Origin of the sequence: Sorangium sp. So ce726 (assembly GCF_051521405.1) — a bacterium.
Taxonomy (GTDB): Bacteria; Myxococcota_A; Polyangia; order Polyangiales; family Polyangiaceae; genus Sorangium.
In genome coordinates this window covers 11,174,490-11,196,853 of the sequence record NZ_CP150349.1, presented here as the reverse complement: position 1 = coordinate 11,196,853, position 22,364 = coordinate 11,174,490, and the positions used below count along the sequence as shown (strand labels likewise).

19 protein-coding genes are annotated in these 22,364 nt (G+C 69.5%); 4 read left to right on the top strand and 15 right to left on the bottom strand.

The features are described from left to right. Positions 1-170 precede the first annotated feature (170 nt). The 15 genes from WME79_RS41750 to WME79_RS41680 form a co-directional block, all read right to left on the bottom strand. Positions 171-668, bottom strand: a complete 498-nt coding sequence (locus WME79_RS41750; RefSeq protein WP_437526736.1) for a cytochrome C oxidase subunit IV family protein — start codon at positions 666-668, stop codon at positions 171-173. A gap of 15 nt (positions 669-683) precedes the next feature. Then, positions 684-1,370 carry a cytochrome c oxidase subunit 3 family protein gene (locus WME79_RS41745; protein ID WP_437526733.1) on the bottom strand — a complete coding sequence of 229 codons (687 nt, stop codon included), beginning with the start codon at positions 1,368-1,370 and terminating at the stop codon, positions 684-686. Next, entirely contained in the window at positions 1,367-3,007 is a 1,641-nt protein-coding gene (ctaD, locus tag WME79_RS41740) for a cytochrome c oxidase subunit I (protein ID WP_437526731.1), read from the bottom strand. Before ctaD ends, WME79_RS41745 begins: the two co-directional genes overlap by 4 nt. A gap of 19 nt (positions 3,008-3,026) precedes the next feature. Then, positions 3,027-3,971: a cytochrome c oxidase subunit II gene (gene coxB / locus WME79_RS41735; RefSeq protein ID WP_437526728.1), complete on the bottom strand. Its 945-nt coding sequence runs from the start codon at positions 3,969-3,971 to the stop codon at positions 3,027-3,029. A gap of 30 nt (positions 3,972-4,001) precedes the next feature. After that, positions 4,002-4,844, bottom strand: a complete 843-nt coding sequence (locus WME79_RS41730) for an SCO family protein (protein ID WP_437526725.1) — start codon at positions 4,842-4,844, stop codon at positions 4,002-4,004. Next, complete coding sequence (locus WME79_RS41725) at positions 4,844-5,494, bottom strand: hypothetical protein (protein ID WP_437526722.1); 651 nt, start codon at positions 5,492-5,494, stop codon at positions 4,844-4,846. Before WME79_RS41725 ends, WME79_RS41730 begins: the two co-directional genes overlap by 1 nt. Before the next feature lie 10 nt (positions 5,495-5,504). After that, positions 5,505-6,710: a hypothetical protein gene (locus WME79_RS41720; RefSeq protein WP_437526720.1), complete on the bottom strand. Its 1,206-nt coding sequence runs from the start codon at positions 6,708-6,710 to the stop codon at positions 5,505-5,507. Further along, entirely contained in the window at positions 6,707-7,318 is a 612-nt protein-coding gene (locus WME79_RS41715; protein WP_437526717.1) for a c-type cytochrome, read from the bottom strand. Before WME79_RS41715 ends, WME79_RS41720 begins: the two co-directional genes overlap by 4 nt. Continuing rightward, positions 7,315-8,082 (bottom strand): DUF3341 domain-containing protein, encoded by a 768-nt coding sequence (locus tag WME79_RS41710; protein WP_437526714.1) that lies wholly within the window; start codon positions 8,080-8,082, stop codon positions 7,315-7,317. The genes WME79_RS41715 and WME79_RS41710 overlap by 4 nt, the downstream gene beginning before the upstream one ends. Next, a complete protein-coding gene (gene nrfD / locus WME79_RS41705) occupies positions 8,072-9,505 on the bottom strand; it encodes an NrfD/PsrC family molybdoenzyme membrane anchor subunit (protein WP_437526711.1) in 1,434 nt (477 codons plus the stop codon). The genes WME79_RS41710 and nrfD overlap by 11 nt, the downstream gene beginning before the upstream one ends. Further along, positions 9,502-12,501 carry a TAT-variant-translocated molybdopterin oxidoreductase gene (locus tag WME79_RS41700; RefSeq protein ID WP_437526708.1) on the bottom strand — a complete coding sequence of 1,000 codons (3,000 nt, stop codon included), beginning with the start codon at positions 12,499-12,501 and terminating at the stop codon, positions 9,502-9,504. Before WME79_RS41700 ends, nrfD begins: the two co-directional genes overlap by 4 nt. After that, a complete protein-coding gene (locus tag WME79_RS41695) occupies positions 12,498-12,929 on the bottom strand; it encodes a cytochrome c3 family protein (protein WP_437526705.1) in 432 nt (143 codons plus the stop codon). Before WME79_RS41695 ends, WME79_RS41700 begins: the two co-directional genes overlap by 4 nt. Positions 12,930-13,536: 607 nt before the next feature. Further along, positions 13,537-14,322: a phytanoyl-CoA dioxygenase family protein gene (locus tag WME79_RS41690; RefSeq protein ID WP_437526702.1), complete on the bottom strand. Its 786-nt coding sequence runs from the start codon at positions 14,320-14,322 to the stop codon at positions 13,537-13,539. Further along, positions 14,319-15,314, bottom strand: a complete 996-nt coding sequence (locus WME79_RS41685; RefSeq protein WP_437526699.1) for an aldo/keto reductase — start codon at positions 15,312-15,314, stop codon at positions 14,319-14,321. The genes WME79_RS41690 and WME79_RS41685 overlap by 4 nt, the downstream gene beginning before the upstream one ends. A gap of 10 nt (positions 15,315-15,324) precedes the next feature. After that, positions 15,325-15,567 carry a hypothetical protein gene (locus WME79_RS41680; protein ID WP_012240189.1) on the bottom strand — a complete coding sequence of 81 codons (243 nt, stop codon included), beginning with the start codon at positions 15,565-15,567 and terminating at the stop codon, positions 15,325-15,327. Positions 15,568-15,696: 129 nt separating this feature from the next. Between WME79_RS41680 and WME79_RS41675 the strand changes: the two genes are divergently transcribed. The 4 genes from WME79_RS41675 to WME79_RS41660 all read left to right on the top strand — a co-directional run bounded on the left by WME79_RS41675 (position 15,697) and on the right by WME79_RS41660 (position 22,352). Beyond that, positions 15,697-17,715 (top strand): SpoIVB peptidase S55 domain-containing protein, encoded by a 2,019-nt coding sequence (locus tag WME79_RS41675; RefSeq protein ID WP_437526696.1) that lies wholly within the window; start codon positions 15,697-15,699, stop codon positions 17,713-17,715. A 55-nt stretch (positions 17,716-17,770) separates the two neighbouring features. Next, positions 17,771-19,876 (top strand): hypothetical protein, encoded by a 2,106-nt coding sequence (locus WME79_RS41670; RefSeq protein WP_437526693.1) that lies wholly within the window; start codon positions 17,771-17,773, stop codon positions 19,874-19,876. Between the two features lie 232 nt (positions 19,877-20,108). Then, on the top strand, positions 20,109-21,056 hold the full coding sequence (locus WME79_RS41665; RefSeq protein WP_437526691.1) for a hypothetical protein: 948 nt from the start codon (positions 20,109-20,111) through the stop codon (positions 21,054-21,056). A 99-nt stretch (positions 21,057-21,155) separates the two neighbouring features. Next, on the top strand, positions 21,156-22,352 hold the full coding sequence (locus WME79_RS41660; RefSeq protein WP_437526688.1) for a metallophosphoesterase: 1,197 nt from the start codon (positions 21,156-21,158) through the stop codon (positions 22,350-22,352). Positions 22,353-22,364: the final 12 nt, after the last annotated feature.

Genomic DNA, 22,364 nt, shown 5'->3' with positions numbered 1-22,364 from the left:
CCTTGCATCCGCTCCCTTGTACCGCGCACGAAAGCCGCGAGCACGCGCGAGGTGCGCCCCGGCCCACATCCGGGGGCTGTCAGGAAAAACCCCAGCGAAACCCGGGGCTTGGAATTGTTGGCTGGATTACGTTCGGCGTCGTGCCGGCGGGGCGCTCGGCCCCGGGCCGGTCACTTGGCGTGTTCGGCTCCGTCACCGTGCGCGCCGTGCGCGGGCGGCGGGGCCGCCTTCTTCAAGCGCTTCATCCGCCAGTCGTCGCCGGCGCGCTTCCCGTCGAACGGCGCCTTGATGTCCGCCGGCCGCTCGGCCTCGATCTCCTCGGCTCGGCCGCGGTTGGCCGTGTCGAACATGGTGAAGCCGATGAAGATCCCCAGGAAGATGAGCGACGACGCGAAGATCAGGGTGTGGAACTTTTGGTCCCACTTGAGGTGCATGAAGATGAACGCCACGACGCCTGCCTTCGCCGTCGCGATGACGATCGCGATCGCGAGGTTGGCCGCGCCGAGGTCGACGTAGCTCGCGCCCACGGTCACGACCGTGAGCACGAGCAGCGCGAGCCACGTGGCGATGTAGACCTTGAGCGGCAGGACGTGAGGCACGTGGTCTGCGCCGTGGCCATGGCTGTGCCCGTGCCCGTGCGCGCCGGCTGCTTCTGCGTGTGTCGACATGCTGTCCTCTAGGCCTCAGCCCACCAGGTAGAGCAGGGGAAAGAGATAAATCCAGATGAGGTCGACGAGGTGCCAGTACAGCCCCACCCCTTCGACCGGCGAGTAGTAACGGCTCGAGAACTCACCGCGCTGGTTGCGGATGAGGATCCACGTGATGAGCCCCATCCCGATGACGACGTGCAGGCCGTGGATGCCCGTCATCATGAAGTAGATGGCGAAGAAGGTCCCCGCGTGGGCCGTGGTGAAGCCCTGGGCGGTGAAGTACTGCCCGGGCAGGAGGCCGTCGTGGAACTTGTGCTGGTACTCGAAGTACTTGATCACAAGGAACATGGCCGCGCAGAGCAGGGTCACCGCGAGCAGCGCCGTGGTCTTCTTCCGGTCGCTCTTCTGCGCTGACCGGACGGCGAGCGCCATCGTCAGGCTGGAACAGATGAGCACGATCGTGTTGATACCGCCCATCACCTTGTCGAGGTGGTGGTGGGCTTCCACGAAGGAGTCGAAGAACCAGGTCCGGAAGACGGCGAACGCGCAGAACAGCCCGCCGAAGAGGAGGATCTCCGTGACCAGGAAGAGCCAGATGCCCATCCTGCCGGCGTCGAACTGCGTATCCGCGGAATCGAAATGATGGGCGACGTGGAAGTCGGGGGACAGGACCGGGCCTGCCTTGTTCGGCCGGTCGACGGCCTCGGCGTGCGCGCTCATGTGTTCTCCGTCGTGTTGAAGTCGTATGCGCCCTTGGTCACGATCGGGGTGCGGACGAAATTCTCGGTGATGGGCGGGGAGGCAGTGGTCCACTCGAGGCTGAGCCCGCCCCAGGGGTTCGCCGGCGCCGGCGCGCCGGAGCGCAGCGACTTGGCGAAGCAGATGATCATCACGAGGAAGCCGAGGCCCAGGATCCACGAGCCCACGGTCGAGAAGGCGTGGAGCGGCTGGAACTGGTCCAGGTAGTTGTAGTAGCGGCGCGGCATCCCGCGGCTGCCCAGGATGAACTGCGAGAAGAACGTGACGTTGAAGCCGATGAAGACGAGCGCGCACGCGATGGAGGCGAGCCTCTCGGAGTACATCTTCCCCGTGATCTTGGGCCACCAGTGGTGGAGCCCGCCGACGTAGGCGATGACGGTGCCGCCGACCATCACGTAGTGGAAGTGCGCGACCACGAAGTACGTGTCGTGCAGGTGCAGGTCGACGCTGAGCATCCCGAGGAAGACGCCGGTGAGCCCGCCGATCGAGAAGAGGATGAGGAACGACAGCGCGTACAGCATCGGCGCGCTGTAGCTGATGGAGCCGCGCCACAGCGTCGCGATCCAGTTGAAGACCTTGACCCCGCTGGGGATGGCGACGAGGAAGGTCAGGAACGAGAACATGATCGCCGCGTACTCGCTCTGGCCGGAGGTGAACATGTGGTGGCCCCACACGAGGAAGCCGACCAGGGCGATGGCGACGCTGGAGAACGCGATCGCCTTGTAGCCGAAGATCCTGCGCCGCGCGTGGACCGAGATGAGCTCGTTGATGATGCCCATGCCCGGCAGGATCATGATGTAGACGGCCGGGTGGCTGTAGAACCAGAAGAAGTGCTGATAGAGCACCGGGTCGCCGCCGAGCGCCGGGTCGAAGATGCCGATGCGGAACGCGCGCTCCGCGATGAGCAGGAGGAGCGTGATGGCGAGGACCGGCGTCGCGAGGATCTGGACGATGCTCGTCGCGTAGATCGCCCAGAGCATGAGCGGCATCTTGTACCAGCCCATCCCGGGCGCCCGGAGCTTGTGCATCGTGACGATGAAGTTCAGCCCCGTGAGCACGCTGGAGAAGCCCAGGATGAACACGCCGAACGTGACGCTCAGGACCGACGTCGTGGTCACCGTGCTCGAGTAGGGCACGTAGAACGTCCAGCCGGTGTCGATGCCGCCCGTGACGAGCGACGACAGCGTGAAGAGGGCTCCGGTCCAGTAGAGGTACAGGCTAAGGAGGTTCAGCTTGGGGAAGGCGACGTCCTTCGCGCCGATCATGATCGGCAGGAGGAAGTTGCCGAGCGCGCCGGGGATGCTCGGGATGATGAACAGGAAGGTCATCACCGCGCCGTGGAGCGTGAACATCTGGTTGTAGGTGTTCGCGCTCATGAGCGTCGTCTTCGGCGTCAGGAGCTCGAGCCGGAGTATCAGCGCGAACACCCCGCCCATCGCGAACGCGATGAACGTGCTGATGAGGTACATCAGGCCGATCCGCTTGTGATCGACCGTGGTGAGCCACGACATGATCCCGCTCTGGGCCCGGATGTAGTCCGTTCCGTGGCCGCCGTCGGGTGCCGTATTGACGTCGAGGGTTGTTACGGTCTGCGACATGACTGCTTCTCCTCGGCGCTCACTTCACCGACTTCAGATAAGCGATGAGCGCGTCCACTTCTTTGTCCTTCAGGAGCCCCTTGAACGACGGCATCACCGGCGGGTAGCCGCGCACGACCTGGCCGCCGGGGTTGAAGACGCTCTCGCGGAAGTAATTCTCGTCCACGACGACCTTGGCCCCGTCCGCGAGCTCCTCCTCGCGGCCGAAGAGCGCCTTGAGCGACGGGCCCTGGATGCGCGTCCCGTCGAGCGAGTGGCAGGTCGCGCAGCTCCGCTTGGCGAAGAGCAGCTTGCCGAGCTCCTCGGGCGGCAGGTCGCTGTTGTTGTTGCCCTCGAGCCACTTCTCGAAGTCCGACTGCTCCAGCACCTTCACCGTCGCCATCATGTCCGAGTGACCGGAGCCGCAGTACTCGGTGCACAGGAGCACGGTCTCGCGCGTCTCCGTCGCCTCGAACCACAGCGACGTGTACGAGCCCGGGACCACGTCCTGCTTCACGCGGAACTCCGGGATGTAGAAGCTGTGGAGGATGTCCTTCGAGCTCATGATGAGCCGCACCGGGCGCCCCCGCGGCACGGCGAGCTCGTTCACGGTCGTCGTCCCGTCGGGGTAGGTGAACGTCCACAGGTACATCTCGCCCGTGACGTTGATCTCGTAGGACTCGGCCGGCGCGACGGAGGCGTGCACGTAGCCGCGCATGCCCACGAAGAAGAGCGCGATCACGATGGCGAGCGGGATCAGCGTCCACACGACCTCGACCGTCGTGCTGTGGTCGATGGGGCTCGTCTTGTCGCGCTCGCTGCGCCGTTTGTACTTGATGGCGAAGAGGACCGTCGCCCCCGCCACCAGGATGAAGAAGAGGACGGAGACCCAGTAAGCCGCAGCCCAGGCGGAGTCGATTCGCTCAGCGAGCGTCGAGCCCTGGCGGGGCAGCCAGAAGGAGCCGAGTTCGATCGGGTTTTTCATCACCATAGTTGTGGCTCCGCCACCTTGTACCTAGGAAGCCTCGTTTACGCGCACCCTCGTGCGGGAGCGTTCAGTCCGCCAGAAGCGAATCAACCAGAGCCCGAGGAGCACGACGGTGACCGCGCCTGACGCCATCATCAGCCGTTTCGTCGCCAGGACGTACCCTCGGGCGTTGGGATCGTAGTGAAAACAGAACAAGAGCACCCGATCCCAGGCGCTCCCGACCTGCCCGCTGCCCGCTTCGCGCAGCGCGAGGCCGAAGTTCTTCTGTGGAAAGGAGATGCCGTAGAGCGTGCGCGACAGGCGCCCGTCCGGCGTGAAGACGAACGCGCCCGCCGCGTGCGCGTACTGCTTGGTCGTCTCGTCCCACCGGTAGTGGAAGCCCACCGCGTCGGCGAGCGCGCGCACCGACGCCTCGTCCCCGACGAGGAAGTCGAAGCCGTCGCCGGTGACCGGCCTGCCGTACGCCTCGATGTAGTTCGCCCGCTTCTTGCGCCCGGCTTCGGGCGTATCGCGGGGGTCGAAGCTCACGACGAGGGTGCGGTACTCCTGGCCCGCGGTCCAGGCGCTCTCCTTCATGGCCTGGAGCACGCCGTTCAGGACCAGCGAGCAGAGCATCGGGCACTCGAAATAGCCGAGCACGAGGACGAGGGGCTTGTCCCCCGCCGCGTACCTGGAGAGCTCGATCTCCTGCCCCGACTGGTCGCGGAGCCGGAGCTGGCGCGGGAGCTGGGCGCCCGGCCGCTCCTCGATGTCGATGCCGGCGAGCTCCGTGGGGATGGTCGTGTCCGCAGCTCGCGCGCTCCGCGCCGGGGTGACCGTGGCCACCACGAGCGCGAGAACGGCGAGCAGGGCAGACAGCGGGCGGGACATCACTGCTCCGGAGCGGGGGTCGCCGGGGCTGCGGGCTTGGGCGCCGCGCCCGCCGGGGCTGCGGGCTTGGCGTCCGCGGGCTTGGCGGGCTTCACGGCGTCGGCGGGCTTGGCCGTCTCGGCAGGCTTCGCGGGCGTGGCCGTCTCGGCAGGCTTGGCGCCGTCCGAGGGCTTCGCCGCGTCCTTGTCGCCCGGCTTCGCGGTGTCCTGGCCCTTCGACGGCTCGCCGGCGGCGGCGCCCTCGTCGGGCTTCGCCGCGCCGTCCGCGGGCTTCGCGGTCTCGGTCGTCGCAGCGGGAGCGGCCGCGCTCCTCACGCGCCTCTCCTGGTAGTCCTTCAGGGTGAGCGCGACGGCCTGATCGATCGGGATGCGGACGACGCCCTTCTTCTCGTCAGCCCACTGGTAGTGGCTGAGCCGCTCCTTCTCCCAGGCCCGCAGGCTGCGGACTCCGCTGCTCGGCGGCTCCAGCACCTTGGTCGAGATCTCGTGCTCCATCGTCGCCTTGAAGACCTCGTTGACGAAGAGCACGGTCACCACGATCGAGAACAGCGTGGCGATCACGATCACGAAGATGAGCGAGTTGTTCGGTCGATCCGCCTCGGCCTGGGCCTCGGCGTGATCGGTCGCTGTGTTGTCTGTCGCTTCGCTCATGGCCGGCTCCTTACGGGTTGTCGATCCGAGCCGCTTCGGCAAGGTGAGGGTCGTTCAGGGGATACAGCGGGCTCTTGGCCGCCTGGAGCGCGAGCATCCAGGCTCCCACGCCCAGCGGGCCGAGCAAGCCGGCGAGGTCGATCCAGCTCAGGTGCGCGCCGTGGTGATCCACGTTCGGCATGACGAGCCAGTAGAGGTCGACGTAGTGCATCACGAGGAGGAGCACCGACGCCGCGCCGAGCACGAGCGGGCTCCGCTTCGCGTGCCGCGACAGGAGGACGAGGAACGGAACGACGAAGTGCCCGAACAGCAAGGCCAGGCTCACGACCTTCCACGAGCCCTCCCAGCGGTGCTGGTAGAAGATCGTCTCCTCCGGGATGTTCGCGTACCAGATCAGGATGAACTGCGAGAACGCGATGTAGGCCCAGAAGATCGTGAACCCGAAGAGCAGCTTGCCGATGTCGTGCTGGCGCTCGACGTTGCTCACCTTGCGCAGGAGCCCCGCCTTGTGGAGCGCGATCGTGATCAGCGCGAGCGCCGAGAGGGAGCTCGTGGCCGAGCCGGCGAACACGTAGACGCCGAAGATCGTCGAGTACCAGTGCGGATCGATGCTCATCAGCCAGTCGAACGCCGCGAACGAGATGGTCAGGGCGAAGACGATGACGGCCGGGGCCGCCCCGGCGCGCATCCTCGCGGTGGGCCGGAAATCGGCGCTCTTGTCCTGCGCGCGGGAGGTCTTGATGAACCACAGCGCGAGGCCCGCCCACGCCGCGAGGAACACCACCGCGCGGATGTAGAAGAACGTCGGGTTCAGGTAGGGCGCCTTCTGGTGGAGCACATGGTCGTTCGCCGCGTCGGGCCCCATCCAGTGATGGTAGATGTCGTGGGCGAGCACCGCGACCGGGAGGAACAGCACGATGCAGGCGGGCAGGATGCCGCTCATCCACTCCATGTGACGGCGCGCGGCCGCCGACCAGCGCGCGCGGGTCAGGTGCTGGATGATCACGAAGAACAGCGCGCCGAGGGCGACCGTCACGAGCCACGTGAAGCCGGTGAGGTACGAGAACGCAAAGCGCTTCGCGTCGGAGACCGCCGCCGCCGCCGAGAGCACCACGCCGACGATCGCCAGCACCATGCTCCCCGAGACGAGCCGCTTCGCGACCGCCGGATCGAGGACCTTCGTGTCCTCGGCCAGAGCACTTCCGTGGGACTTCATGGAGTTCCGCTCTCCTTCGCGATGTTGGCCCGCTGGGCCTCGGGCACGTCATCGACGCGCGCGTGCTGGCTGTGCTGGAGCACGCGCACCCACGTGACGATCGCCCACCGGTCCTTGACCGGGACCTGCTTCCGATAAGACGGCATGTTGCGCACGCCGTTCGTGATGACATTGAAGATCTCGCCGTCGGGCAGGCCGAGAGCCCGGTCGGACGCGAGGTCGATGGGGGGCGGGTACCCGTGCTTCACCACCATGCCCTGGCCGCTCCCGCTCTGGTCGTGGCACGGCGCACAGTAGATGTTGAAGCGATCCTGGCCGCGCCGGATCACCGCCTCATCGACGGTGATGGGCGCGAACGCCAGGAACGTCTCGCCGTCCTTCTCCTTGCCCGTGCGGTAGGCCTCGCTCTCGTCGAGGGCTCCCTGGGCCACCGTGCCTTCGACGATCGGCCGCATCGCCCGCCCGTCGGGGAACAGGCGGGTGCCCTCCTCCGGCTGGAACTTGGGCTGCCAGTCCATGTCTCCGAAGACGTGGATCGGCGGGTCGCTGCTCGCCTGTCCACGGCAGCCTGCCAGGACGACGAGGAGGGGAATGCACCAGCGCTTCACGAGGCGACCTCCCGGATGCTCTGGGCGCCGAGGCGCTGGAGGAGGTTGCGCGTCTCCGTGGAATCGAACTTCGGGTCGCTCGCCTCGACGCTGATGAAGAAGGCGTCGTCGGTCGCCCGCGGGAACGAGGGGTGCGTCATGGTGGGGTGGAACAAGGTGGGCAGGCGCCCGAGCGCGAAGAGCCCGAAGAAGCACGTGAGCGCCGCGAAGAGGACCGTGAGCTCGAAGAAGATGGGGATGAAGGCCTGGTACGAGAACGACGGCTTGCCGCTGATGATGAGCGGATAGTCGTAGTACTGCGTGTACCAGGCGAGCGCGATGGCGCTGGCGAGCCCCGTCGCCCCGCCGCCGAGCACGAGCCACGGCAGCGGAGACGGCTTGAGCCCCATCGCCTTCTCCAGCCCGTGCACCGGGAACGGCGTGTGCGCGTCGAAGCGGCTGTACCCGGCGTCCCGGAGCGCCTCGCACGCGTGATAGATGTCCTTCGGGCTCGTGAAGTAGCCCATGATCCCGAACAGGGCCGACTCGCCGTCCGCCTCCTGCTCGGCCTTGCGCTCCAGCTTGCGCTCGATCGAGAGCGCGGCCTGACCGTGCGGCCCGCTCTCGCGGGGCTCGGCGTACTCCGCGTCGTCCTCGGGCACGTGGCCCTGCGGCTTGACGTCGGGCTGGCTGTCGCGCGCGGCGTCCTTGTGCGCTCGTGCCTCCTCGGCCGAGGCGGGCTTCCCGGAGCGCTTCTGGCGTCGAGCATCGCTGTTACGCTGCATGATGAGCCTCGTCGTTGCTGTGCGAGCCGTGAGGATCGGCCGCCGCCGTGACCCCCTTCACCTCGCTGATCGCGACCATCGGCAGGTAGCGGACGAACAGCAGGAAGAGCGTGAAGAAGAGGCCGAACGAACCGAAGAACGTCGAGATGTCCCAGATGGTCGGGCGGAAGTAGGTCCAGCTCGAGGGGAGGAAGTCGCGGTGGAGGCTCGTCACGATGATGACGAAGCGCTCGAACCACATCCCGATGTTGACCAGGATCGAGATGATGAACATCGCGGGGATGCTGGTGCGCACCTTCTTGAACCAGAAGAGCTGCGGGAAGATCACGTTGCAGCTCACCATGGTCCAGTAGGCCCAGGCGTACGGGCCGAGGATGCGGTTCCGGAAGGCGAACTGCTCGTAGCCGTTGCCGCTGTACCAGGCGATGAAGAGCTCCATCCCGTACGCGTAACCGACCATGGTGCCGGTCGCGACGATGACCTTGTTCATGTTCTCGAGGTGCCGCATCGTGATGAGCCCCTCGAGACCGAACGCCTTGCGCGCGAACACCATCAGCGTGACGACCATCGCGAACCCGCTGAAGATGGCGCCCGCGACGAAGTACGGCGGGAAGATCGTCGTGTGCCAGCCGGGGACGATCGAGACGGCGAAGTCGAACGACACGATCGTGTGCACGCTGAGCACGAGCGGCGTCGAGAGCCCGGCGAAGATCAGGTAGGCCTTCTCGTAGTGGAGCCAGTGGCGGTGCGAGCCGCGCCAGCCAAGACAGAGGATCCCGAAGACGATCTGCTTCGTCCGGGTCGTGGCCCGGTCGCGGATCGTGGCGAGATCAGGGATGAGCCCGACGAACCAGAAGAGGGTTGAGACCGTCGCGTAGGTCGAGACAGCGAACACGTCCCAGAGCAGCGGGCTCTTGAAGTTCGGCCAGATGCTCATCTGGTTCGGGATCGGGAACAGCCAGTGGGCGAACCAGATCCGGCCCAGGTGGGCCACCGGGTAGATGGCGGCGCACGCGACCGCGAAGATCGTCATCGCCTCCGCGGCGCGGTTGATGCTCGTCCTCCACTTCTGGCGGAAGAGGAAGAGGATGGCGCTGATCAGCGTGCCGGCGTGGCCGATACCGACCCAGAACACGAAGCCGGTGATGTCCCACGCCCAGTTGACCGTGGTGTTCAGCCCCCAGATACCGATACCGGTCCCGACGAGGTGAACGAGCGAGCCGGCGAGGATGAAGAGGATGCTGATGGCAAGGCACAGCAGGACGAGCCACCCGGGGGGGCGCTTGCTGAGGACGATGCCCGAGATCTTGTCGGTGAGAGAGCGGAAGTCGTCCTTCCCCTGCACGAGCGGCGCCTCGTCCAAGAGGGCGGCGCGGTCCGAGAGCCGGGGGTGATCGACCTGGAGGGGTGCTGTGGCGCTCATGCGTCGGCGAGCTCCGGGTTCTTGTTGCGAATCTTGGCGAGGTAGGTGACCCGCGGCTTGGTGTTGATCTCGTCCAGCAGCCTGTAGCCGCGCGGGCTAGCGGACGTGGCGGCCACCTGGCTCGTGGGGTCGTCGAGGTCGCCGAAGACGATGGCCTGCGTCGGGCAAGCGCCCTGGCACGCGGTCACGATCTCGCCGTCCTTGATGTGCTCCCGCCCCTCTCGCTTGGCGTCGATCTTGGCGTGGTTGATCCGCTGCACGCAGAAGGTGCACTTCTCCATGACGCCCCGCGATCGAACGGTGACGTTGGGGTTGAACTGCATCTTCCGCTCCTCCGAGTCCGGCTGGCCGTACTCGAGGAAGTTGAAGCGACGGACCTTGTAAGGGCAGTTGTTGGCGCAGTACTTCGTGCCGACGCACCGGTTGTACGCCATGTCGTTCAGCCCCTCGGGGCTGTGCGTGGTGGCGGCGACCGGGCAGACCTGCTCGCACGGCGCGTTCTCGCAGTGCTGGCAGGGGAGCGGCTGCGAGATGCTCTCCGGCTCGTTCGGGTCCGTGCCCTGGTAGTAGCGGTCGATCCGGAGCCAGTGCATCTCGCGGGTCTGGCGCACGCCGTCGGCGCCGACGACCGGGATGTTGTTCTCGGCCTGGCAGGCGATGACGCACGCGTTGCAGCCGAGGCAGGCGTTGAGATCGATGCTCATGCCCCAGGCGTGCCCCTGCCGCCGGTTCGGCTCCTTGAACAGGCTGAGGAGCGGCGGCACGTGGACCTGCTTCTGGGCGAACTCCGCGTCCTTCTGGAACTCGGCGAGCGTCCCCTCGCGCGCGAGGGGGCGGCCCTCCATCACGAAGTGCTCCTGGGTGCGCGCGAGCTCGACGACCTCGCCGGTCTTCTCCAGCGAGAAGCCGCCGGCGAGCTCGAAGGCGTCGCTCTTCCGCAGCGGGGTCGTGTCGACGCCGACGCCATGGCCGACCCGGAGCTGCGCGCGCCGGCCCTGGCCGATGGTGATACCCACCGAGTCGTCCGCCTGCCCCGGCGCGATGAGGACGGGGATCCGCACCGACGCGCCGCTGCCCGTCAGCGTCACGACGTCGCCGTCCTTCAGGCCGAGCCGCGCCGCCGTCGAGGGCGAGAGGTTCGCGGCGCTGCCCCAGGTGAGCTTCGTCATCGGGTGGGGCAGCTCCTGGAGCCACCCGTTGTTCGCGAACCGGCCGTCCCACGCGTGCACGTCGGGCCGGAAGGTGACCTCCAGGCCCTCGCCCACGGCGGGCGCGAACGCGCGCAGCGCCTCGATCGCGCCCTGCGCCGCGGCGGTCACCTGCTCGTCCGCGAGCTGGGTCCCCGCGACGACGCCGTCGTGCAGCGCGCGGCGGAAGTCGTCCTCGGTGCGCTTCGCGCCCTCGGCGGTCAGCCAGGTCGCCCGCACCAGGTCGTACGCTGTCCGCGAGCCCCCGAGCAGGAGCTCGATGACCTCGGCGTCGGTCCTGCCGCCGAAGAGCGGCGCGATGAGCGGCTGCGCGATGCTGGCCGTCCCGTCCTCCGCCCGCACGTCGCTCCACGACTCCAGCGGGTGGGCGCGGTTCAGGTGCCAGCGGGTGCGCTCGCTCGTCTCGTCGACGTGCGTCGAGACGTGCACGCTCACGGGCACCTTGGCGAGCGCGTCGGCGAAGCGCGCGTCTGCGGGCGCGTCGAAGGCCGGGTTGCCGCCCAGGAGGATCAGCGTCTCGACCTCGCCCTTCTCGATGGAGCGCGCGAGCTCGACGAGCGCCTCGGGGCCCTCGCGCGAGTCGTCGAAGGGCGCGACGAGCCGGATCGCCTTGCCCGTGTTGTCGAGGGCGAGGTTGATGAGGTGCACGAGGCCGTGGACCTCCTTCGGCAGCGAGCGCCCGGCCACGACCGCGCCCTGGCCGCGGTTGGCGACGAGGTCGGCGGCGATGGCGGCGACGTGCCGCGTCGCCTTGGCGTCGAGCCCCTCCGATTTGCCATTGAGCGCCTGGAGCAGCTGCGGATCGAGCGCGACCCCGCGCTTGCCGAGCTCGGTCGCGAGGGCGAAGGCGAAGGCGGGGATCTTGCGGCTCTGGATGCGGAGCCGGTGATCCGCGGCCGCGCCGGTGATCGTGAAGGTGCTCTCGACGGAGTAGAGGCGGTTCATCGCCTTCGGGTCCTTGTCGACCGCGCGGCCCGCCGTGAACGCGCGCCCCTGCTTGAGCGGGCTGCCGTCGGAGGCGAACAGGTCGGCGTCGATCGCGACGATCACGCGCGCCTTCGTCAGGTCGAGCGTGGTCTCGAGCGGCTTGCCGAACGCGAGCCGCGCGCCCTCACGCGCGGCGTCGCGCGAGAAGGGCTCGTACCGGACGACGCGCGCCTCCGGCAGCGTCTTGCGGAGATCGGCGAGGCGCGCGGCCAGCGTCGGCGAGCGGTGCGCCTCGGTCAGGATCGTGAGCCCCTTGCCGCTGCGGCCGCGGAGCTTGTCGCCCTCGGTGCGCAAGAACGCCGCGGCGTCGTCCCACGACTTTTCTGTCGCGCCCTCGCGCGGCGACTTGCTGCGATCGGGATCGTAGAGGTCGAGGATCGAGGCCTGGATGTAGAGGGTGGTCCCGCCGAGGCTCTCGGGGTGCTTCGGGTTGCCCTCGATCTTGGTGGGCCGCCCCTCGTGGCTCTCGACGATGACGCCGAAGGCCGTGCCCATCATCGGGAGCGCCGTCGCGAAGAACAGCGGCTTGCCCGGGATGACCTCCTCGGGGGTCCGCGAGTACGGCAGGATCTGCTCGACAGGCCGGCGGCAGCCCACGAGGCCACCGAGCGCGAGCGACGCGCCCATGAGGCTCAGGAACGTGCGCCGCCCGACGCCCTCCGGCGGCTCGAACGCGGCCGGCGGGAACTCGCGCCCGAGCGCGTCGACGAAGTCGGGCGAGCCGGAGAGCTCGTTCAAGCTGCGCCAGTAGGTCTTTCCAGAGATGTCCTGGGCGAGGGGGAGAGGAGTTCGTTTACTCATCGGTGGCACCCCGAGCAGTGAAGCGGCGCTTGCACCTGCCGCCCGGAGGAAGTGACCGCTGGCACGCGATCGTTATAAGCCTCGTGGCTCGCGGGGATGCCGGCGCCTGCAATGGCGGCCGTCGCGGGCGCCATATCCATCTTGGTGACGTCGGCGGGATTGCGGAGGTTGGGACCCGGATTGCGGTGGCAGTCCAGACACCATCCCATCGAGAGCGGCTGGACCTGCCGGACCTTGTGCATCTGGTCCACGCGGCCGTGACAGCTCACGCAGCCGACCCCTGCGGCCAGGTGGGCCGAGTGGTCGAAATAGGCGTAGTCCGGCAGGTTGTGGACGCGCACCCAGGGGATGGGTTGATCCGTCGCCCAGCTCTCCTGCACGAGGAGGAGCTTTTCGCTGTCCCGCCGCACCTTGGCATGACAGTTCATGCACGTCTCGGTGGGGGGAACCGCGGCGAAGCTGGATACCTCTACTGTGCTGTGACAGTAGCGGCAGTCGATTCCGAGGTCGCCGGCGTGCAGCTTGTGGGAGTAGTCAACCGGTTGATCCGGCTGATACCCGACCTCGAGATGTTTGTTGGTACCGTAGTACCAGAATCCGCCGATCACAGCGGCGCCGAGGGGCAGTACTCCGAAGAGCAGCCCCAGCGGAACCACTTTGTTGGCCCATCGTGGGAACAGGAACCGAGCCATAGGGTTGTGTTGGGCGTCGGAGGGACGCGCGGGCGCAGTTATGGCTTGCTGGCGGGGTGCGACAAGACGGCAAAGTGCCGCGTGACTGCGGCAGATTGCCGCTGTGGATAATTGAAGGTCCACGCCGCGGCAGGCCGCCGCGGGGGCGCGGCACTTTGCCGCGGGTGCAGGCGTTCGTCCTTACGACACGGGTGCGAACTGGACGCGACACCGGATCGAAAAATTCTCGAAACGTCGACGCCGGCGGGGGAACGTCCCGGGAAAGCCGGGGGAAGCCGGGGGAAGGGGAGGGCTAGCGAGCGAGGGGCCGTCGATCGCGCTGAGGCCGCCTGCCCGGGGGAGCTCAGAACACCGACGTGAACGTGCGTGGGGCCTTCTTCTTTCGGAGGCAGCGGGTCGCCCTGCTCATGTAGCAGACCGTGAAGGCTCGCCTCGGCTGGCCGCTCCGGTTCACGGCGGAGCAGTGCCAGAGGTAGTTGTGGATCAGCAGGGCCTCGCCCGCGCGCGCCGGAAGCGCGATCTTGCGGGCGTCCGCGTCGGCCGCGCGCACGCGGTCGCGCGGAATGACGCCGCCGAGCGGCGTCGCGAGCCCGTCGATGTGGCTGCCTTCCAGCACCTCCACGCAACCGCCGTCGGCGGGCGCGTCGTCGAGCGCGGTCCAGATCTGCAGCTCGGGGTCGCGATCCAGCCCCCAGTAGCTGCCGCCGTCCTGGTGCCAGGGCAGCGGCGTTCCTCCGGTCGCGGCCTTGTTGAAGAGCACGGCCCGGTAGATGGAGACCTCTCCCTCGATGAGCGCGCGCGCGATCCTCTCGAAGAGCGGGTTCTCGATCCAGGCGAGGAACAGCGGGTCCTTCTCGAGCTTCTCGAGCTTCCGGTACGACGTGCTCGGCCCCTGGTAGCCCTTGCCGTACGGCAGATCCTCGTAGCGGCCCGACGCGGAGTCGTGCTGGAAGAAGAGCCCGGGGTACGTGACGCGCCCGAGCATCAGGTCATCCGAGCGCGCGCGCAGCGCCGCGAGCCCTGCGTCGGTCATCACGCGCCCGAGGCGGGCGTGGCCGCGGACGGCGTATTCGGCCAGGGGGCCCGCGAGATCGAGGTCCCTGGCCTCGGGCAGCAGGAGATCGATCATCGCGCGTAGCTCGCGTCGGTGCCCAGGTGATCGCGGTAGAGCGCGTCCATGCGCCGCGCCGCCTCCTCCGAGAGCGGGCGCCCGACGGCGTCGGCCGCCGCGTCGAGGTGCTCTGCCCGGACCGGGCCGACCAGGATGGAATCGACGACGTCCCGCCCCGCGAGCCAGGCGTACGACAGCGAGAGCAGGCTCATTCCTTCGTCCGCCGCCACCGCGGCGTAGCTGGCCGCGAGCTCGAACATGCGCCTGCTCCAGTACCGGCGCTGGTAGAGGCGGTTGCCCTCGAAGCGCGAGCCCGCCTGCGTCGCCTCTGGCCCGGCGTGCCGCCCCGTCAAGAGCCCGCCGGCGAGCGGGTTGTACACCGCGGTGGCCAGCGCGTACCGCCGCGCGAAGGCGGCGTACTCGACGTCGAGCTGGCGGATGAGCGCGTTGTAGAGCACCTGAGAGACGGCGGGGCGCGGCTTCCCGACGGCGTCGCGGCGCGCGATGATCTCGAGGATCTGCCACGACGCGAAGTTGCTGACCCCGAAGTGCAGGATCTTCCCCTGCTCGAGCAGGGCGTCGATCGCCGACAGCGTCTCCTCGATGGGCGTCTCCGGGTCCGGCGCGTGGAGATAGCAGACGTCGACGCGGTCAGTGTCGAGGCGCGCGAGGCTCTCTTCGACGGCGCGGATCACGCGCTCGCGCCCGAGCCCCTCGGGCTTGCCCCGGAGGCGGCGCAGGCCGACCTTGGTGGCGATCTGCGCCTCGGCCCGGCGGCCCCGGAGCGCCCGGCCGAGGATCCGCTCCGACGCGCCGTCCTGGTAGAGGTTGGCCGTGTCGAACGCGGTGATCCCTCGCTCGAGCGCGTGCAGGGCGATGCGCTCGGCCTCCTCGGGCGGCGTGCGGCCGCCGAAGTTCATCGTGCCGACGAGGATCGCGGGCGGCGCGTCAGGGCGCCGCTTCGCCGTCATTCCCGCCCTCACGTCGTCAGCCTTCACGTCAGGCGCCACGCCCTGCTCCTCACGCCCGCGCGACGAGGAGCGCGAGCACGTACACGATCAGCCATACAAGCCACAGGGTGCTCGTCCGTCGCCACCCCAGCCGGAAGCCGTACATCGGCGCGAGCGGCGGCACCACCAGCGCGACGAGCCCGCGCCAGCGCGGCTGGCTCCGGAGCGCGAGCCGCGCGGCCAGCGCGACGTGGGTGGTCACCCAGGCGGCGAATGAAAGGACGAGCGTCGCGGTCGCCGCGATATCCTTCACGGGGCGAAGCCTAGCGTCGCCGGCGCGCCCCGCCTCTGGAAAACGGCGATCCCGGGCAGCGCGGCGACCTCCCGGCGCGCCCGGAGCCCCCGCTCTGTCGCGCTACCAAATCCGGGCTAAGCTTGGCCCGTGCCTCTGCGCAACATGCCGTGTTTTCGTCCGGATTCCTTCCTCACCGCGCGCGCCGCCCCGCTCGCGACCCGCTGCGCGAGGGCGATCGCGGGCGCCGCCCGCGCCCTCGTCGACCGCGAGGGCGGCCTCATCCCCCTGAGCCTGCTCGCCGGCGCGGCGTGCAGCGTCGCTGTCGGTGTCGGAGCGGCTCAGGCGATCTCCGCTCCGCCCGATACGTTGCCGCTCTCCGAGGTGAAGCCGGGCATGAAGGGATACGGCCTGACCGTCTTCTCCGGCACCACGCCCGAGAAGTTCGACGTCGAGGTCATCTCGACGCTCCGCAATTTCCGGCCGAACCAGGACCTCGTCCTCGTCAAGACGCAGCACCCGCGCCTCGAGGTGGCCCGCACCGTGGCGGGGATGAGCGGCAGCCCGATCTACCTGAACGGCAAGATGATCGGCGCCTACGCGTACGGGTGGCTCTTTGGCGCGGAGGCGATCGCCGGCGTCACCCCGATCAAGTCGATGCTCGACGAGCTCGCGCGGCCGCTCCCGCGCGGGATCGCCCCGAAGATCGGCGGCCCGCTGCCCGTCCCGGTGAGCCGCGCTGGCGGCGCGCCGCCGCCGCGCGCCGCCGCGCCGGCCCGCCTGCACGGGAGCCGCGGCTTCCTGGGGGCCGTCGACGCCTACGACCTCGCGGGCCACGCCAGCCAGATCGCCGCGCGCGTCGCGCCGTCGCTCGCCCCGCCCGAGTCGACGAGCCTCGCGCGCGCCTCGACGCCGGTGATGCTCGGCGGGCTCGGCGGGACGTCGCTGCGCATCGCGAGCGATCTGCTCGGCCCCATGGGGCTCGATCCGATGCAGGCCGGCGGCGGCTCGTCCGCGAGCCCGGAGCCGGGCGCGCCGACCAAGTACGTCGACGGGGGGGCGATCGGCGTCGAGCTCGTGCGCGGCGACATCTCCGCGATGGGCATCGGCACGGTCACGCGCGTGTCGGGCGACAAGCTGGTCGCGTTCGGCCATCCGATGATGAACGGCGGCGTCACGAACCTCCCCGCCGCGATCGCGAGGGTCCACTGGATCCTCGCGAGCCAGAACCGGAGCTTCAAGATCGGCGAGGCGGTGCGGCCTCTGGGCACGCTGGTGAACGATCGGCAGGCCGCGATCGTCGTCGACAGCTCGGCGAAGGCGCCGGTCTTCCCGATGCGCGTCCAGATCGACGGCGTGGAGGGCGCGCCGCACCCGACGTGGAACGTCGAGGTCGCGCACGATCAGTTCCTCGCGCCCGCCTTCGTCTCGATGGCCGTCGGCAACGCCGTCGAGGCGACGACGGCCGAGCGGCGGGACATGACCTGGCGGGCGGTGAGCCAGGTGAAGATCGGGCGCTACGGCACCATCTCGCTTGTCGACTTCGGCGCTGGCAACGGCACCCCGCTCAGCAGCGACGATTTCGTCCGCAGCCGGCTCGTCCGGGCGATGGGGGCCCTGCTCAACAACCCCTGGGAGGACGTCTCGATCGAGCGCGTCGACACCCGCGTGAAGGTCACCTTCGACCGCGAGGTCGTGCTGCTGCGCGGCGCGAAGGTGCTCGAGCCGGAGATCGAGGCGGGCGCGCCCGCGCGGATCCGCCTGGATCTCCAGCCCCATCAGGGCCCCATCGAGTCGCGCGTCATCGAGGTGCCGGTGCCGCGCGAGCTCGCCGGCAGCCAGGTGGACATCGATCTCGCGCCCGGCTACGAGGTGGAGCGCCCGATGGCGACCCCGAACAACGTCGCCGAGCTCGTGGCGATGCTGCCGAACCAGACCCACGACGCGGAGAGCGTCGTCGCGACGTTCCGGCTCCGGGAGAACGGCGCGGCGTACCGCGGCAAGGTCGCGTCGCGGCTCCCCCCGGGCGCGATGGACACGCTGCGCCCGACCTCCGCTTCCGACGCGCCCGAGACCTTCGGCGCGCAGGTGCAGGTGCCGGTCTCCCTCAAGCGCTTCCTGGTCGGGAAAGACTCCGTGAGCGTCACGGTCCGGCCTATCCTCCGCTGAGCCCGCCGGTTTCCCGCCTCCCTCTCTTCCCTGACCCCCCTCCATCTTCCGACCCATGAGCACAGAGCGCTCTTCTGCCCATTCCCGATCGCCTCACCTTCGCGCCGTCCCCTCTCCGCGCAGGCTCCTCGCCGCTGCCGTCGCCGCCATGGGGCTCGTGGCGCTGCCGGCCCACGCGGTGGGCACGCGCAGCTTCGAGCTCCGATCGCTCGAGGACCTGAAGGGCGGGGATCTCACCGGCGTCAGCGTGGACTCGAACGGCGCCGTGCGCGCCGGGCTGACGCTCGGCGCGACGCCGCTGCCGGACGCGACGTCCATCTGGAGCTCCGTGGTGCTGCCGGACGGGACGGTGCTGCTCGGCACGGGCAACGAGGGGAAGATCTACAGCGTCTCGGGCGGGCGGGTCGCGCTCGTGGCCACGACCGGGCAGATGGCGGTCAGCGCGCTCGCGCTCGCGTTCGATGGCGACGTCATCGCGGGGACCTTCCCCGAGGGCAAGCTCTTCCGCCTGCCGCGCGGCGCGGGCAACGGCGGCCCGGCGAAGGTCTTCTCCGAGCTCCCCGACACCGAGGACGTGTGGGGCCTCGCGTTCGATCCCAGGGCGAAGGCGCTCTACGCGGCGACCGGCTCCGACGGGAAGCTGTTCCGCGTCGACGCCGCGGGCAAGGCCCAGGTGTATTTCGACAGCGATGAGCCGCACCTCATGTGCGTCGCCGTCGGGGACGACGGCGCCGTCTACGCCGGCTCGAACGGCAAGGCGCTCCTCTACAAGCTCACGGCGCCCGGGCGCGCGACCGTGCTCTACGACTTCGACGCCGACGACGTGAAGGCCATCGCCATCGCGCCGGGCGCGAAGGGCGGCGCGATCTACGCGATCGCCAACAAGTACGCCGAGGCGTTCGCCCCCCCGAAGCGCAACCGGAGCGGGCCGCCGTCGCCGCAGCCGGCGCGTTCGCAGAAGCCCGGCAAGGGCGTGCTCATGCGCTTCGATCGGAGCGGCGTCGCCGAGAAGATGATGAGCGACGACGACACCCACTACGTCTCGCTCGGCCTCGGCGACGACCTGACACCCTACGTCGGGACCGGCGCGGAAGGGCAGCTCTACACCGTGAGCGACAACCACGTCGCGCGGCTCGTCGCCGACACCGACGAGCGCCAGGTCGGCGCCTTCATGATGGCCGGGCGGCGCAGGTTCGTCGCGACCACCGACCCCGCGGTCTTCCACGAGGTGAAGGGCATCGGCGGCGCCGACGCGGTGTGGACGAGCAAGGTGCTCGACGCCGGGCTGCGGGCCACGTTCGGGCGCCTTTCGTGGCGCTCCGACGGCGCGCTGGAGCTCGAGACCCGGAGCGGAAACACCGACGCGCCGGACGGCACCTGGAGCCCGTGGTCCACAGCGCTCGCCGCGCCGGGCGACGTGAAGAGCCCGCCGGCGCGCTTCGCGCAGATCCGCGCGCGCTGGCGCCGCGATCCGGGCGCGGTGCTCCGCGAGGTGAAGCTCTCGTTCGTCACCGACAACGCGCGCGCCGTGGTCACGTCGATCGAGGCCGCGCCGAAGGGGCAGACGAAGCCCTCGCGCTCGAGCCTCCCGCCGTCGGGCGGGGAGGCGCCGAAGCCCGTGAGCGCGCTCCAGCTGACATGGAAGGTCGACAATCCAGACCAGGACGACCTCCGCTACCGCCTCTCCTACCGGATGGAGGGGCAGTCGACCTGGCGCAGCCTGCTGAAGCCGGGCGAGAAGGTGACGCGCGCCGAGCACGTATGGGACACGACCGCGCTCCCCGAAGGCGAGTACCGCATCCTCGTCGAGGCGAGCGACGAGCTGGCGAACCCGCCCGAGCGCACGCTGCGCCACAGCCTCGAGTCGGGCACCGTCCTTATCGACAACACGCCGCCGCTGTTCCGGGCGCTCGCGCTGCAGGGGCGCCGGCTCACGGGCGAGGTCACGGATGGCCTGGGTCCGGTCGCGCGCATCGAGGTCTCGATCGCGGGCCTGGAGGAGTGGCGGCCCATCTTCCCGAGCGACGGCGTCTTCGACGAGGCCGTCGAGCCGTTTGAGGCGGATCTCGGCGCGATCGTGCCGCCTGGCGCGCACCTGCTCGCGGTGCGCGCCTATGACAGCGCAGGCAACGTGGTCACCCGCGACATCGAGGCGCGGTAGGCGCCGTCACACACCGTCGCACGAGGCCCGGCGCTCGGCGCGACATGGGCGTCATGCTTGCGCCAGGGGCGCCCCCAGGCGAGGCGCATCCGTGTCCGCGGCGCGCAGGGCGGCGCCCCCACCCAGGTTGCGCTCGGCGCCCTGGCGACGACACACCGAATGGGCACATTCTGTGAATGCAGGAGGCGACATGATACGCTCATTCCGCTTGTGCTTTTTTGATGGTCCTGGAATGAGCTCACACCGCGCCCGTCTGCTTTCTGGCCTCGTGGCGACCTGGGTCTTTGCGCTCTCCGCGTGCTCGATGGACGACTTCTCGTCGGTGGGTGCGAGCGAAGACGGCGGCGGGCTGTTCGGGAGCGGGGGGGGGGGCGCGAGCGAGTCGACCCAATCGGGTGGTAGCCCTCCGCCCGCGAGCGGCAGCGCCAGCGGCAGCAGTAGCGGCAGTGGCGGTGGCGTCGTGAACGAGGACGTCAACATCCCGGCGGCTCCGGAGGCGCAGGATCCCTACACCCGCTTCGCTTACCTCTGCGGTGACGGCTGCACCCCAGGCGGCGAGCCGACCGAGTGCTCGTCGGACGGCGACGCGGGCACAGGGACGGGGCTCCCTGCCGCGCAGACGTTGCACTGCCAGCTCGTGCTCGACGACGGCGATGCGATCCCGAGCTGCCGGCCGGCGGGCCGCTTCGAGGCAGGCGGCCCTTGTCACAGCGCCGCCGATTGCGCGGCTGGCCTGGGGTGCGTGGCAGCGGACGGGGAGGGCGGCGTGTGCCGGCAGTACTGCTGTGGTCACGTCGAGAGCTGCGCGGCGGGGACGTACTGCGACGAGCGACCGATGGCCGAGTCGGTCGTCGAGGTGAACTCGCGGGCTCCGGTCCCGATACCGGTCTGTGTTCCGGCGATGAACTGCGAGCTCTTGAACGACAGCGTGTGCCCGACGGGCCTCACCTGCACGATCGTCCGCGAGGATGGGACGACGAGCTGCGTGGTGCCCGGCGAGGGGCGGACCGACGAGCGTTGCCCGTGCGCGCCCGGCTTCGTGTGCTCGATGCTGACGAACCAGTGCAAGCAGCTCTGCCGGATCGACAGCAGGGCGCCGGAATGCGGCGCAGGCGCCAAGTGCCAGGGCGGCAGCGCGATCTACCCCGCCGGGTTCGGCGTGTGCGTGAGCACGTCGTAGGCGCCGTCCGCCGCGTCGCTCCGTTAAGAAATGTTGTCGAGCCTGGCTCCGGCGCGGATCGGAGCGGCGGGCGCGCGCCGCCGTGGTCATGCTGGACGCGTGCAGCGGCCTCTCCTCTCCTTCGTCGTCTTCATCGCTGTCTTCAGCGCCATCGTCGCAGGCGTCCACTACTACCTCTGGCAGCGCCTGATCCGCGCGCCCGAGCTCGGCCCGCTCTGGCACCGCGTCGGCAGCGTGGCCCTGGTGGTGCTCGCGGCGCTTGTGCCCCTCGGCCTCTTGTTCACCCGCGCGCTGCCCCGGCACATCGCCGGCGTCGTGGCAGGCGTCGTCTACACGTGGGTCGGGCTCGCCGTCCTGCTCTTCTTCCTCCTGCTCACCTCCGAGTTCGTCCGCCTCGGCGCCCACGGCGTCACCGCGCTCCTCAACCAGCCGCTCGACGGCGAGCGCCGCACCTTCCTCTCGCGCGCCCTCGCGGGCGCGGCCGGAGCGCTCGCCATGGGCTTCGGCGTCGCCGGCGCCGCGAGCGCCCTCGGCGAGGTCGCCGTCCGCCCGGTGCGCGTCCGCCTCCGCCGCCTCCCCGCGGCCATGTCGGGCTTTCGCGTGGTTCAGCTGACCGACCTCCACATCGGCCCGACGATCGGCCGGGCGTGGCTCGAGCGCGTCGTCGCGCGCGTGAACGCGCTCGAGCCGGATCTCATCGCGATCACGGGCGATCTCGTCGACGGCTCCGTGGAAGAGCTCCGCGAGCACACCGCGCCGCTCGCCGATCTGCGCGCCAGGCACGGGGTCTTCTTCGTGACGGGCAACCATGAGTACTACTCCGGCGCCGAGGCGTGGATCGCGGAGCTCCGCCGGCTCGGCGTGACGGTGCTGCGCAACGAGCGCGTCTCCATCGGCGACGGCGAGCACAGCTTCGACCTGGCCGGCGTGGACGACTGGAGCACCCGCGGCATGGGCCGCGGCCATGGCCCCGATCTCGCGCGCGCGCTCGCGGGGCGGGACCCTTCCCGGGAGCTCGTGCTGCTCGCGCACCAGCCCAAGCAGATCCTGGAGGCCGCGGAGCGGGGCGTGGGCCTGCAGCTCAGCGGCCACACCCACGGTGGTCAGATCTTCCCGTGGAACTTCTTCGTGCGGCTCGACCAGCCCTACGTGGCCGGGCTGTCCTCGCACGGCGACAGCCAGATCTACGTGAGCCGCGGCACGGGCTACTGGGGGCCGCCGATGCGCGTCGGCGCGCCGTCCGAGATCTCGCTGATCGAGCTCGAAGGCGCCGCCGCGACGGAGGCCATGGCGTGATCCAACGGGGCG

Bases quoted from the DNA above. Each gene is read 5' to 3' on its own strand.
- WME79_RS41750 (WP_437526736.1), bottom strand. From the start codon at position 668: ATGTCGACACACGCAGAAGCAGCCGGCGCGCACGGGCACGGGCACAGC.
- WME79_RS41745 (WP_437526733.1), bottom strand. From the start codon at position 1,370: ATGAGCGCGCACGCCGAGGCCGTCGACCGGCCGAACAAGGCAGGCCCG.
- ctaD (WP_437526731.1), bottom strand. From the start codon at position 3,007: ATGTCGCAGACCGTAACAACCCTCGACGTCAATACGGCACCCGACGGC.
- coxB (WP_437526728.1), bottom strand. From the start codon at position 3,971: ATGAAAAACCCGATCGAACTCGGCTCCTTCTGGCTGCCCCGCCAGGGC.
- WME79_RS41730 (WP_437526725.1), bottom strand. From the start codon at position 4,844: ATGTCCCGCCCGCTGTCTGCCCTGCTCGCCGTTCTCGCGCTCGTGGTG.
- WME79_RS41725 (WP_437526722.1), bottom strand. From the start codon at position 5,494: ATGAGCGAAGCGACAGACAACACAGCGACCGATCACGCCGAGGCCCAG.
- WME79_RS41720 (WP_437526720.1), bottom strand. From the start codon at position 6,710: ATGAAGTCCCACGGAAGTGCTCTGGCCGAGGACACGAAGGTCCTCGAT.
- WME79_RS41710 (WP_437526714.1), bottom strand. From the start codon at position 8,082: ATGCAGCGTAACAGCGATGCTCGACGCCAGAAGCGCTCCGGGAAGCCC.
- nrfD (WP_437526711.1), bottom strand. From the start codon at position 9,505: ATGAGCGCCACAGCACCCCTCCAGGTCGATCACCCCCGGCTCTCGGAC.
- WME79_RS41700 (WP_437526708.1), bottom strand. From the start codon at position 12,501: ATGAGTAAACGAACTCCTCTCCCCCTCGCCCAGGACATCTCTGGAAAG.
- WME79_RS41695 (WP_437526705.1), bottom strand. From the start codon at position 12,929: ATGAACTGTCATGCCAAGGTGCGGCGGGACAGCGAAAAGCTCCTCCTC.
- WME79_RS41690 (WP_437526702.1), bottom strand. From the start codon at position 14,322: ATGATCGATCTCCTGCTGCCCGAGGCCAGGGACCTCGATCTCGCGGGC.
- WME79_RS41670 (WP_437526693.1), top strand. From the start codon at position 17,771: ATGAGCACAGAGCGCTCTTCTGCCCATTCCCGATCGCCTCACCTTCGC.
- WME79_RS41665 (WP_437526691.1), top strand. From the start codon at position 20,109: ATGAGCTCACACCGCGCCCGTCTGCTTTCTGGCCTCGTGGCGACCTGG.